This window comes from Nocardia sp. CNY236 (assembly GCF_000482385.1).
Lineage (GTDB): Bacteria > Actinomycetota > Actinomycetes > Mycobacteriales > Mycobacteriaceae > Nocardia.
The window spans coordinates 1-13,821 of the sequence record NZ_AXVD01000052.1 but is presented as its reverse complement, the minus strand read 5'-3'; the positions used below and the strand labels follow the sequence as shown (position 1 = coordinate 13,821).

Sequence of the window (13,821 nt, the reverse complement as noted above, 5' to 3'; positions counted from 1 at the left end):
CGGATGGCCGAGTGCGAGGCGGCATTGGCGCCGTGGGTGCAGTGGTCGCTGGTGGATGTGCTCCGTTCGTCGGCACCGCTGGATCGGGTGGATGTCGTTCAGCCGGTGTTGTTTTCGGTGATGGTGTCGCTGGCGGCGGTGTGGCGTTCGTTCGGGGTGCAACCGGCTGCAGTGTTGGGCCATTCGCAAGGCGAGATCGCTGCAGCCGTGGTGGCAGGTGGACTGACCCTGGCCGACGGCGCGAAAGTTGTCGCGTTGCGCAGCCAGGCGATCGCGGTACTGGCCGGCCGCGGCGGGATGGCCTCGATCGCCTGTTCGGCCGAATACACCACACAACTGATCGCCCCATGGTCGGGCCGGATCTCGATAGCAGCGATCAACGGGCCGACAGCGACCACGCTGGCAGGCGATGACGACGCGCTGAACGAACTACTCGACCGGTGTGTCGCCGAGGACATCTGGGCGCGGCGCATCGATGTCGACTATGCCTCGCATTCCGCGCAGGTCGAACAGATTCGTGCGGACCTGCATACGGCGCTGACCGGAATCCGACCGGTCGCCGGTGAGGTTCCCCTCTACTCCACGGTCGACGGTGACTGGGTGGACACCGCTGGCCTCGACGCCGGCTACTGGTACCGCAACCTGCGCCACACAGTCGGCTTCGCACCAGCGGTCGAGACTCTGGTCGAGCTCGGTCACACCGCCTTCGTGGAGATCAGTCCGCATCCCGTGCTCGCAGCGAGCATCGAAGACATCACAGCAGCCGCCGACATCGTCGCTGCGCTCCACACTCTGCACCGCGGACAGGGCGGTATGCATCGCCTGCTGTGCGCCCTCGCCGAAGGATGGGTACGCGGAATACCCATCGACTGGACCACGGCACTGGACACCACCACAGCACACCCCATCGCCCTACCCACCTACCCATTCCAACGCCAACGATACTGGGCGGACACGGAAATCCCCATCGCCGCGATGGAAACCGACGACATCTGGCGTGAGCTGGCGAGCCGCTCGGTGCCGGAACTCGCGGAGGCCTTGGATGTCGATGTCGAGGCACTCGAAGGGGTCCTGCCCGCGCTGTCGTCGTGGCGGGCTCGCCGGGCCGCTGCATGGCGTTATAGCATTTCTTGGCAACCACTTTCGCTTCCGTCTGCAGCAGCTCCTACGCGTCCTGTGCTGATCGTCGAGCCGGAATCCGGTAGCGAAGTGGCAGACTGGCTGGCCGCCGACGGGCTGGAATTGATTCGACTCGGCGTCCCGGGCTCCGGTCACGACCGGCAGTCCCTGGCCGCGCTCATACGTGCCGCGGTCGAGGACCGGCCCGTCGGCAGTGTGCTGTCCGTGCTCGCCGACGAGTCGCGCCCACATCCGGAGCATTCGAGCCTGCCCGGCGGTGTGGCACTGACCTTGGCTCTGGCACAGGCTTTGGGCGATGCCGGAGTTGCTGCTGCGCTGTGGTGTCTCACCCGGGGGATTGCCGTCATCGGTTCCGGTGAGCGGCCCGGCGCACCCGCGCACGGCGCCGTCGCCGGACTCGGGCGCGTTCTCGCGCTGGAACATCCGGATCGCTGGGGTGGCCTGATCGATCTGCCGCCGACGCTCGACGAGCGAGCGGCAGGCCGGCTGCGCACCGTTCTGGCCACGGTCCGGGACGAGGACCAGGTCGCGGTGCGGGCTACCGGTGTATATGGCCGCCGCCTGCAGCCCGTTGCGGAGGGGCCGTGGATGCGGGAGCAGTGGCCGACGACGGGCACCGTTCTCGTCACCGGTGGTACGGGGGGGCTCGGGGCGCATGTCGCGCGCCGGCTCGCGGGGCGCGGAGTCGAGCATCTGCTGCTGCTCAGCCGCCGTGGCCCGCACGCCCCTGGAGCGGAGGAACTTCGGGACGAACTGGTATGCGCCGGCGCCGCGGTGACCATCACCGCCTGCGACGTCACCGACCGGGAACAACTCGCTGCCGCACTCGCCGCGATACCCGAGCAGTGGCCGCTCACCGCAGTGGTCCACGCGGCCGGAATGCTCGATGACGGCATGACCGACGCGATGACCGCGGCTCGGCTCGACGGCCAACTGCGGATCAAGCTCACCGCTGCCGAGCATCTGCACGAGCTCACCGCAGGCTACGACCTGTCGGCGTTCGTGCTGTTCTCCTCGCTGATGGGCACGATCGGCGGTCTCGGCCAAGCGAACTACGCCGCTGCCAATGCGGCCATGGATGCGTTCGCCGCCGCTCGCCGTGCGGCGGGTCTGCCCACGACGTGTGTCGCGTGGGGTATGTGGTCCGGTGACGGCATGGTGGACGCACGCAGTGCCGACCGGCTCGACAGCCTCGGTGTCCGTGGGATGGACCCGGACGCCGCGCTCGGCGCGCTGGGCCGGATCCTGGCCGGTGACGGAGACGGAGACGCGGCGATCGTCGCCGATGTCGACTGGTCCCGGTTCGGCGCCTCTGGCAGGACGCGTGGCCTCGCGTTGTTCGCGCAGTTGCCCGGGATCGCCGTCGCGACTGCGGACAGCGCTGATTCGCCGCGCCCCGAGCTGGCCTCGTTGCCTATGGCGGAGCGAACGCGACGGCTGGTCGGGCTGATCGGTGATCTCGCCGCACGAGTCCTGGGACACCACGCAGCGAACGCCATCGACACGCGAAAATCCTTCGCCGAAACAGGTTTCGATTCACTCAGCGCTGTCGACCTGCGTAACCGGCTCGCTCGAGAGACCGGGCAGCGGCTGCCCACGACCATTGTGTTCGACTACCCCACGCCGCAGGCGCTCGCCGCCCATCTCGCCACCGGGCTCGGCGAACCGGACGCAGCGGCGCAACCCGTGCCCACGGCGATCGCCGCTTCGGATGAGCCGATCGCCATCGTCGGTATCGGTTGCCGATTCCCTGGTGGGGCACACGGACCCGACGCCTTCTGGCGGCTGCTCGCCGAAGGCCGCGATGTCATGACGGACTGGCCGGACGACCGCGATTGGGATATCGACCGGCTCTACGATCCCCGCGGCGAGCGCCCCGGAACCACCTACAGCCGGATCGGCGGCTTCCTGCTCGACGCTGCCTGTTTCGACGCGGCGTTCTTCGGGGTTTCACCCCGCGAGGCGCTGGCTATGGATCCGCAACAGCGAGTGCTTCTCGAAACCTGTTGGGAAGCCATCGAACATGCAGGTGTCGATCCGACCTCCCTGCGTGGCGATTCGGTCGGTGTCTTCGTGGGTACCAACGGCGCAGACTACGCGGCCAGGATCGCCGCGTCCGCGGACGACACCGAGGGTCACTTTCTCACCGGTACTGCGGCGAGCGTGTTGTCCGGTCGCATCGCTTATGCGCTCGGTCTCGAGGGTCCCGCACTGACCGTCGACACCGCGTGCTCCACCTCGCTGGTGGCGCTGCACCTCGCCGTGCAGGCACTGCGCCGCGGTGAGTGCGACCGGGCACTGACCGGCGGTGTCACCGTGATGAGCACGCCGACGGTGTTCCTCGAATTCAGCAGGCAGGGCGCCCTCGCCCGCGATGGCCGGTGTAAAGCGTTCTCGGCCACCGCTGACGGCACCGCCTGGTCGGAGGGTGCCGGAGTTCTGTTGCTCGAGCGGCTGTCCGACGCCCGTCGCCGCGGCCACCGGGTGCTCGCGCTCGTCGCCGGCACCGCGATCAACCAGGACGGTGCCAGCAACGGTCTCACCGCCCCGAACGGCCTCGCCCAACAGCGGGTGATCCGTGCCGCACTGGCCGACGCCGGCATATCCGCCGCGGAGGTGGGCGCGGTCGAAGCCCACGGCACCGGAACGAACCTGGGTGATCCGATCGAGGCGCGGGCGCTGCAGAACGTCTACGGACAACCGCATCGTGCGTCCGATCCGCTGTGGCTCGGATCGGTCAAGTCCAACATCGGGCACACCCAGGCCGCGGCCGGTGTCGCCGGCGTGATCAAAATGGTGTTGGCGCTACAGCATGCCGAACTGCCGCCAACTCTGCACGCGGACGTGCCGACCCCGCATATCGACTGGACCACTTCGGGACTGCGGTTGCTGACCGAGCCGACCACCTGGTCGCAAACGGAGGGATCGCTGCGGGCCGGTGTATCCGCATTCGGCATCAGTGGCACCAATGCACACGTGATCATCCAGCAAGCACCGGCAGTCGAGGACAGGGATAGGTCGGCAGCGCATCCTTTCGCGATGCCCCTATTGCTGTCCGCAGCCACCCTGGAAGGCTTGCGTACCTTGGCATCCCGCATCGACGAGCACTTCGATGCCCACCCACACGTCGCTGCGGCCGATGTCGCGCACACGCTTGCCGTCGCACGGTCGGGCCTGCGTCACCGGGCTGCGATTCTGCGTCGCGACGAGATGGCGATGCGACCGGCGTTGGCCGCGCTCGCCGCAGGCGCCCGCACTGGTGACCTGATCACCGGCCTTGCGCCCGGGGGCGGACGGCTCGCCTTCCTCTTTCCCGGTCAGGGCAGCCAATTCGCCGCTGCGGGAGCCGAGCTCTACCGTGCCGATCCCGTGTTCGCCGAGGAGCTCGACGACGTGCTCGCGCATCTCGCACCGCACCTCGACCGCTCGTTGCACGAGATCGTGTTCGCCGCCGAGAACACCGATGCCGCCCACCTGCTGGACCGGACCCGGTACACCCAGCCTGCGCTTTTCGCCGTCTCGGTGGCGCTCGCTCGCATGCTGGCGCGGCGCGGGGTCCGACCGGATCTGCTGCTCGGGCACTCCATCGGTGAGCTGGCGGCGGCCCATGTGGCGGGCGTGTTGAGCCTGCCCGACGCATGTGTCCTGGTTACCGCACGCGGTCGGCTCATGGACGAGCTGCCGGACGGCGGCGCGATGGTGGCCGTCGAGGCGACCGAGGACGAGGTCCGCGAACTGCTCACCGGCGAGGCGGTGGCAATTGCGGCCGTCAACGGGCCCACCGCCGTCGTGCTGAGCGGTGACGCCGAGGCCGCACTTGCCGTCGCCGGGCAGCTGAGCGAACGGGGTCGCCGCACCCGGCGACTCACTGTGGGTCACGCATTCCATTCCGTCCGAATGGAACCCATGCTCGAGGAGTTCGGACGGATAGCGGAATCGGTTTCCTACGCCTCGCCGCAGCTCCCGGTGATCTCCAATCTGACCGGTGCACCTGCCACGAGTAATGAGCTGTGCTCGGCCGACTACTGGGTCCGCCACGCCCGCGGCGCGGTCCGCTTCCAGGACGGTGTGGACTCCCTGGTCGGGGCCGGGGCGACCACCTTCCTCGAGGTCGGACCGGGCGGCATCCTCGCCGCCATGCTGGCCGATTGCCCGCCCGCACAGCCCGCCGGCGCGGTGCTGACTCTGCTGCCCAAGGGCCGCCCCGAGCTGGCAGCGGTCACCACCGCCTTGGCCGGCCTGTACGTGCGTGGCGTCCCGGTCATCTGGCCATCGGGGGGCCGGCTGGTCGACCTGCCCACCTATCCATTCGAGCACCGGCGATTCTGGCCGGAAGCCGCCGCGACATCGGTGGACACCAGCTGGAATCTGGTGCGGGACAACGATCCGCTCGCTGTGGCGTCGCTGTTGGGCATCGAGGTGGACACACCGCTCGCCGAGGCGCTGCCCGCGCTGGCCTCGTGGCGCACCCGGACCGAGCGCGAAGCGCGTGCGGTCGAGCGGCGCTACCGGATTTCCTGGGAGCCGTTGGTGACCCCGGGCCGGGCCGGCCCGACCGGTCGATGGGCGCTGGTGGTCCCGGTGGGTGAGGAGGTCGACGTCACGTGGGCGCTGCGGGAGACGCTGGCCGGCCATGGCGCCGAGGTGACCGTGATCGAGGTCGGCGCCGAGACCACCCGCACGGAACTCGCCGATCGGCTGCACGCCGCGGCGCCGGTGGGAGTACTGTCGCTGCTCGCCCTGGGGCCGGATCCGCTCCCGGCGACTGTGCGCCTCGTCCAGGTCGCACGTGATGCCGGCGTGGACCTGCAGCTGTGGTGCGTCACCTCCGGGGTAGCGCAGGACGCGGCGCCCGTGCCGGAACAGGCCCAGATCTGGGGCTTCGGTCGGGTTGCCGCACTGGAGATGCCGCGCCTGTGGGGCGGACTGATCGATCTGCCGCAGACTCCGGACACCGCGGCGCTGCGCACGCTCGCGGCCGTGCTCTCCGGCGGACTGGCGGAGGAGGATCAGATTGCGATCCGCCCGGTCGGGCTGTTCGGCCGCCGTCTCGTCCGGGCCGTCCAGTTCGCGGCGGCCGAACAACAGCGGTGGAGACCGACAGGCACTGTTCTGATCACCGGCGGCACCGGCGGAATCGGTGCGGTGTTGGCCCGCGATCTGGCAGCCGATGGCGCCGAGCACCTGGTCCTTGCCGGTCGACATGGTGCAGTCGCCCCCGGTGCTGCGGCGTTGGCGGCCGAACTGGAACACATGGGCGCTCGGGTCACGCTGGCGGCCTGCGACTTCGGAGTTCGCGCCGATATCGCTGCGTTGCTCGATCGGCTGCGCGCGTCGGGCGATTCCCCGCGCGCGGTCTTCCACGCCGCCGGCTCGGCCTCCGTTGCCCGGATCGACGATCTCGATGCCGACGACCTCTACGCCGACATCACCGCCAAAGCTACTGGTGCATCGCACCTCGACGAGTTGCTCGACGAGGACTCGCTGGACGTGTTCGTCCTGTTCTCCTCCATTGCCGGAACGTGGGGCAGCGGCGGACAGAGCGGCTACGCGGCTGCCAATGCGCACCTGGATGCACTGGCAGCGCGTCGCCGCGCCTGTGGTTTGCCCGCCACCTCGGTGGCCTGGGGACCATGGTCGGGCACCGGGATGGCACAGGGTGACGCCGGCGCTACGCTGCGTCGCCACGGTCTGATAGGCCTGGATCCGGCCGTGGCCGTCGCGGCGCTGCGGCAGGCCATCGCCCTCGGCGACGTCCAGGTCGTCGTGGCCGACGTGGATTGGGAGCGGTTCGCGCCCACATTCACCACGGCCAGGCCCAGCCCGTTGCTGCGCGGCATCCGGGAGGCTGAGGCTGCGCACGGCGCCGCGCACTCTGTCGTGAGCGATACCGCCGAGGGCTGGCGGTATCGGCTCGCCGACCTGGTCGAATCCGAACAGCGCGCTCTGCTGCAGGATCTGGTGAGCACGCAGGTCGCCACCGGGCTCGGCTACGACACCGGTGACACGATCGATCCCGAGCGCCCGCTGCGCGAACTCGGCCTCGACTCGCTGACCACCGTCGAAGTGCGCAACCAGCTCGCCACCGTGACCGGGCTGACGTTGCCTGCCTCGTTGCTGTTCGATCACCCGACCATCGCTGCACTCAGCGCCCATCTGCGTGGGCTGCTGACCGATGGTGCCGCGTCCGCGTTCGAGCCGGTTGCCCGAACCTCCGCCGCCGATCCGGCGGAACCGCTCGCTGTGGTTGCCATGGCCTGCCGCTTCCCCGGCGGGGTGTGGTCGCCGGAGGACCTGTGGGAACTGGTCACCGGCGAGGTCGACGCCATCTCGCCATTGCCCGCCGACCGTGGCTGGGATCTCGCCACGCTCTATCACCCTGATCCGGACAACCCGGGGACCTGCTACACATCCGGCGGCGGATTCCTCGGCGAAGCAGGTGATTTCGACGCCACCTTCTTCGGAATCTCTCCGCGGGAGGCGCTGGCCATGGACCCTCAGCAGCGGCTGCTGCTGGAGACCGCGTGGGAGGTGCTGGAGCGCGCCGGGATGGACCCGTTACACCTGGCGGACAACGCCGGTGGGGTGTTCGTCGGCGTCGCCGGGCAGGGCTACGGTTCCGGACCGAATTCATCCGACGTCGAGGGTCATCTGCTTGCCGGCACCGTCACCAGCGTCGCATCCGGACGCATCGCCTACCAGCTCGGGTTGGAGGGTCCGGCCGTAACCTTGGACACCGCATGTTCTTCCGGGCTCGTCGCCCTGCACCTGGCGGGGCAGGCGCTGCGGTCGGGGGAGTGCTCTTTTGCTCTCGTCGGCGGCGCGGCCGTGATGTGCGTACCGGACGCACTCATCGAATTCAGCAGGCAGCGTGGACTTTCCGCGGACGGTCGCTGCAAGTCTTTCGCCGACACGGCCGATGGCACCGGCTGGGGCGAAGGCGCCGGCATGCTGCTGGTCGAGCGCCTGTCCGACGCACGTCGGCACGGGCATCCGGTGCTCGCGGTGGTGCGCGGCAGCGCGGTCAATCAGGACGGCTCTTCCAATGGCCTCACCGCTCCGAACGGCCTTGCCCAGCAACGGGTGATCCGGCAAGCGCTCGCCAACGCCGGGCTCGACGCCGCCGACGTCGATCTCGTAGAGGCGCACGGTACGGGCACCGTCCTCGGCGATGTCGTCGAGGCACAGGCATTGCTGGCCACCTACGGCGCCGATCGGCGTGGGCGGGGACCGCTGCGGCTGGGCTCGTTGAAATCCAATATCGGTCATACGCAGGCCGCTGCCGGTGTGGCGGGCATCATCAAAACGGTGCAGGCTCTGCAGCACGGCCTGCTGCCTCGGACGCTGCACATCGACGAACCCACAGCACGCGTCGACTGGTCCGCGGGTGAGATCGAACTACTCACGGCGGCGCTGCCCTGGCAGCCCGACGGCCGCCCCCGCCGGGCGGGGGTCTCGGCGTTCGGCATCAGCGGCACCAACGCACACGTCCTGTTGGAGGAGGCCACCGCCGACGAGCGCCATACCGCCCGGCCGGGTGTCATCACCGGCCCGGTGCCCTGGATGCTCTCCGCGCATACCGAGGCTGCCCTGCGTGCGCAAGCCATCCGGCTTCGGGATCACCTGACTGTCGCCACAGATGTCGAAATTGCCGATGTGTCCCGGTCATTGGCCACGCGGTCGGCATTCCCGGTGCGCGCCGTCGTGGTCGGCGTCGACCGGGAATCGCTGCTGCGGTCGTTGACCGATCTCGCCGAGGACCCGGCCGCGCCTGGAATCATTCAGGGCCAGGCAGGTCGGGGACGAACGGCGTTCGTATTCCCGGGGCAGGGCGGGCAATGGCTGGGGATGGCCGCCGCATTGCTCGACACCTCACCGGAATTCGCCGACAGCATCGCCGCATGTGCAGCGGCGCTGGCACCGTGGGTCGACTGGTCGCTGACCGATACGTTGCGCGCCCGGCCCGGCGCGGCCTCGCTCGACCGAGTCGACGTCGTGCAACCTGCGCTGTTCGCCGTCATGGTGGCGATGGCCGCGCAATGGCGAACCGTCGGTGTGCATCCCGACGCTGTGATCGGCCACAGCCAAGGGGAGATCGCCGCCGCCTGTGTCGCCGGTGCGCTGTCGCTGACCGATGCAGCGCAGATCGTGGCGCTGCGCAGCCGAGCGCTGCGCAGGCTCTCGGGCAGCGGCGGCATGATGTCCCTAGCGGTCGGACGGGAGCGCGCCGCCGAGCTGATCGCAGACTACGGCGACAGCGTGTGCGTCGCAGCAGTCAACGGCCCGGCCGCTGTGGTCGTCTCCGGAGTCCCCGAGGCATTGGCCGCCCTGCGCGCCGAGTGCGATCGCCAGGGGGTCCGCGCCCGCGCAATTCCTGTGGACTACGCCGCGCACTCCACACAGGTGACTCGGCTGCACGACGAATTGTTGTCCGCGCTCGGCGACATCCGGCCGCGGGCCAGCGAAATCCCGTTCTACTCGACGGTGACCGGTGAGCGTCTCGACGGGGCGTCGCTCGACGCCGACTACTGGTACCGCAACCTGCGTGCGACCGTGGAGTTCCATACTGGTACCAGTACCGTGCTCGACTCCGGCGTCAGCAGGTTCATCGAGATGAGCCCACATCCCGTACTGACCGCCGCCATCGAGGGCACCGCGGAGGAAAGCGGCCGCGCGATCGCAGCCATCGGCTCGCTACGCCGCGACGATGGTGGTTGGCAGCGCCTGCTGACCTCGTTGGGTGAGGCCTGGTGCGGCGGTGCGGCCGTCTCGTGGGGCCGGTTGCCCGTGCTGAGCGGCAGCGGCAGTGTCGCACTGCCTACCTATGCGTTTCAGCGGGAACGGTATTGGTTGCCATCACCGGGGTGGCACACACCCGCAAACAACGCTGCGACCGCTGTCGAAGCGGGCCAGGGGCTGACCTACCGGATCGGCTGGCAGCCGGTCACGGATCTGCCCGTGGGTCGGCTCGGCGGTGACTGGCTGGTGCTCGTGCCGATCGCGCGGCGCGAGCACCCGGTGGTCGAGGTCTGCACGCAGGCACTGCGCAACGGTGGTGCGCGACCGGTCGTCGTCATCGTGAGCGACGATCCAGCGGCCAACGACACATCGGTGGACGCCGCGCTGACTGAAATCGGTACGCGGGCACAGCCCGCGGGGGCCGTCTCCTTGCTCGCACTCGACGAGGACCCGGCACCGGGCCACAAGGCGGCGCCCGCCGGGCTGATCGCGACCGTGGAGCTACTGCGCGTGCTCGACATGTGCGGTATGACCATGCCGCTGTGGTGCGTGACGACCGGTGCGGTCGCAGTGGACGACGAACCGCTCCAGCGGGCGGATCAGGCTCAGTTCTGGGGGCTCGGACAAGTTCTTCTCCTGGAACAGGAGCCGCGTTTCGGAGGTCTGCTCGACCTGCCCGACACAGTCGCAGACCTGCCGACCGAGCGGCTGGCCGATGTGTTCGCCGGGGGGCACGGTGCAGACCAGATCGCGCTGCGCTCCACAGGCGCATATGTAAGACGCCTGCAGCGAAACGACATTCACGACCACCCCGTGCCCCGTGACTGGTCGCCCGCGGGCGGCACGGTGGTGATCACGGCAGGTATGAGCGATCTGACTGCGGAGCTGTCCTGGTGGCTCGCCGGGCTGGGCGCGAGGCACATCCTGGTCACCGGCGGCAACGGCGACGACGAGACCGGCGTCAGCAACAGGGACGAGATCACCGCACTTCGCAAGGAACTGGCCGAGCTGGACGTCACTATGACCGTCACCGACCGCACACCGGCCGACCCGAACCTGCTGAGCGAGCTCGACGGTGAACACCCCGTCCGCATGATCGTGCACTCGGCCGTGCCGGAGGGACCCGGTGCGAGCATCGCCACGCTCACCGCCGAAGAACTCGACGACACCGTACACACTGCGGTGGCGGCGGTGCGAAACCTGGAGGCGCTGAGCCCATCCGGCGAGACGACCCTCCTGGTGCTGACCGCGCTGAGTGGCACCTGGGGGGCGGTCAGGCACGGCGCGGCCACCGCGGCGTGCGCGGCGGTCCAGGCGCGGCTGCGCCAGCGCCGCGAGTGTGGTGCGCACGGCCTGGTGGTCGCCCTCGGCGGACAGGACTCTCGGTCGGTGGCGACCGACCGGCCGATGTCGACCGGGACGATCACCACGATCCTGCAGCGACTGCTCGACAACGACGAAGCGACCGGCTTCGTCGCGGATATCGACGTGGACAGAATCATCGCGTCGGTTCCGAGCCCGCGCGCCCTCGGCCTGATCCGGGATCTGCCAGAGGCCGCGCAGACGCTGCGTAGGCAACGCGAGACCGACGCCGCGCCCACCGCGCTGGCCCAGCGCCTGGAACCCCTCGACGAGCCGGCGCGGCGCACGGTGCTGCTCGATATCGTCACCGGCTACGCGGCGACCGTGCTCGGCCACACCGACCGCTCGGCAGTCGGTGCCGAGCACGCGTTCGCCGACAGTGGTTTCGACTCCATGCTCGCCGTCCAATTCCGCAACCAACTACGCGCTGCCACCGGGGTTCAGCTGCCTGCCACCGTGGTCTTCGACCACCCGACGCCCGTCGCCGTGGTCGATGTGCTCTACACCGAACTGTGCGGCGATGCCGCAGCGGGCGTCCGGGCGCTGACCGAACTGGAGCGCCTCGAATCGGCGCTGACCGGTCTCGCCCCGGACACGCCGGGAGGCCGCGATATCGGTATCCGCCTGCAGAACCTGCTGCGCCGGTGGACCGAGGTCGATGCGCCGTCCGCGGGCGCCGGCGACCTCGCATCCGCTACCGCGGACGAGCTGTTCGATCTTCTCGACAACGAATACGGCGACGACAACCACGGCGGGGGCAACCATGGCCAGGCCTGAGGACGGACAACCCATGCCCAACGACGAGAAGCTGCTCGAGTACCTGCGCCGTGCCACCGCCGATCTGGGCGATGCGCGGCGGCGGCTGCGCCAGCACCAGGACGCCAGGCACGCACCGATCGCCATAGTCGGAATGGGCTGCCGATACCCGGGCGGTGCGAATTCGGCGCAACAGTTGTGGGACTTGGTGACCGCGGGCACGGACGCCATCACCGAGTGGCCCGCCAATCGCGGCTGGGACGTCGAGGGCCTCTACGATCCGGACCCGGACCACGCCGGCACCTCCTATACCCGCAATGGTGGATTTCTGGACGATGCAGGCGAATTCGATCCGGGATTCTTCGGCCTCTCGCCGCGCGAGGCGCTGGCCATGGACCCGCAGCAACGGCTGCTCCTGGAGGTCGCCTGGGAAACCCTGGAAGATGCGGGCATCGTCCCGGCCACCCTGCGCAACACCCCGACGGGTGTGTTCATCGGGGCAATGGTGAACGGTTATGGCGCGGGCTGCGCCCGGCTCGCGGAGGTCGAGGGCCTGCTGCACACCGGGACCACGAGCAGCGTCATCTCCGGGCGGCTGTCGTACGTGCTCGGCCTTGGTGGACCGTCGTTCACTGTGGATACGGCCTGTTCGTCCTCCCTGGTCGCGCTGCATCTGGCCGTGCGATCGCTGCGGTCGGGCGAATGCTCGATGGCGTTGACCGGCGGCGTGGCCGTCGGCGCCGACCTCGATGCCTTCGTCTCCTACAGCAGGCAGAAGGCACTCGCTCCCGACGGCCGCTGCAAGGCGTTCGCTGATACGGCAGACGGTACCGCGTGGTCCGAAGGCGTCGGCGTGCTGGCGTTGGAGCGCCTGTCGGACGCGGTCGCCAACGGTCATCGGGTACTGGCGGTGGTGGCCGGTTCGGCGGTGAATCAGGATGGCGCGTCGAATGGTTTGACCGCGCCGAACGGCCCGGCGCAGCAGCGGGTCATCCGAGAGGCTTTGGCCGATGCCCGGTTGTCGACGGCGGATGTGGACCTCGTCGAGGCGCACGGGACCGGCACCCCACTGGGTGACCCGATCGAGGCACAGGCATTGCTGGCGACCTACGGCCAGGCCCGGCCCGCTGAGCGGCCACTGTGGCTGGGGTCGCTGAAGTCGAATATCGGGCATACGTCCGCAGCCGCGGGTGTGGGCGGGGTCATCAAGATGGTGCAGGCGTTGCGGCACGGTGTGCTTCCGCAAACACTGCATGCGGAGGTTCCTTCGTCACAGGTGGATTGGTCGTCGGGTGCGGTGCGGTTGGTGTCGCAGGCGGGGCCGTGGCCGGAGCTGGGGCGGCCACGGCGCAGCGCGGTGTCGTCGTTCGGTGTGAGCGGGACGAACGCGCATGTCGTGCTGGAGCAGGCGCCCGAGCCGCAGGACGCCGATCCGGCGCCGCGCTCGGACGACCACGCGCGGCTGTTGCCGTTCGTCGTATCCGCGCGCACCGAGGAGGCGCTGGGCGCCCAGGCCCTGGCCCTGCGCACCGCCCTGGACCGTATTCACGACGCCGAAATAGCGTCGGTGGCACGGGCAATGGCCACCACACGGACCACCTTCGAGCATCGCGCTGTCGTGATCGCCGAGAGCCGAGACGAGCTGCTCGCAGGACTGCGTGCACTCGAGGACGGTGACGATGCAGTCGGTCTGGTTCGCGGCGGCGCGATCCACTCCGGTCGAACGGTGTTCGTTTTTCCGGGGCAGGGGTCGCAGTGGGTGGGCATGGCGCGGGAGCTGCTGGCGGAGTCGGCGGTGTTCGCGGCGCGGATGGCCGAGTGCGA

2 protein-coding genes are annotated in these 13,821 nt (G+C 69.4%); both read left to right on the top strand.

Annotated features, from left to right (window positions below; translation table 11 throughout):
• Positions 1–3 precede the first annotated feature (3 nt).
• On the top strand, positions 4–12,018 hold the full coding sequence (locus K940_RS31080) for a type I polyketide synthase (protein ID WP_051407417.1): 12,015 nt from the start codon (positions 4–6) through the stop codon (positions 12,016–12,018).
• A gap of 13 nt (positions 12,019–12,031) precedes the next feature.
• The coding region (locus K940_RS0120690) for a type I polyketide synthase (protein WP_028479050.1) at positions 12,032–13,821 on the top strand (1,790 nt) is incomplete at its 3' end.

Excerpts from the sequence above, each read along its gene's own strand:
- K940_RS31080 (WP_051407417.1), top strand. The coding sequence starts at position 4 with ATGGCCGAGTGCGAGGCGGCATTGGCGCCGTGGGTGCAGTGGTCGCTG.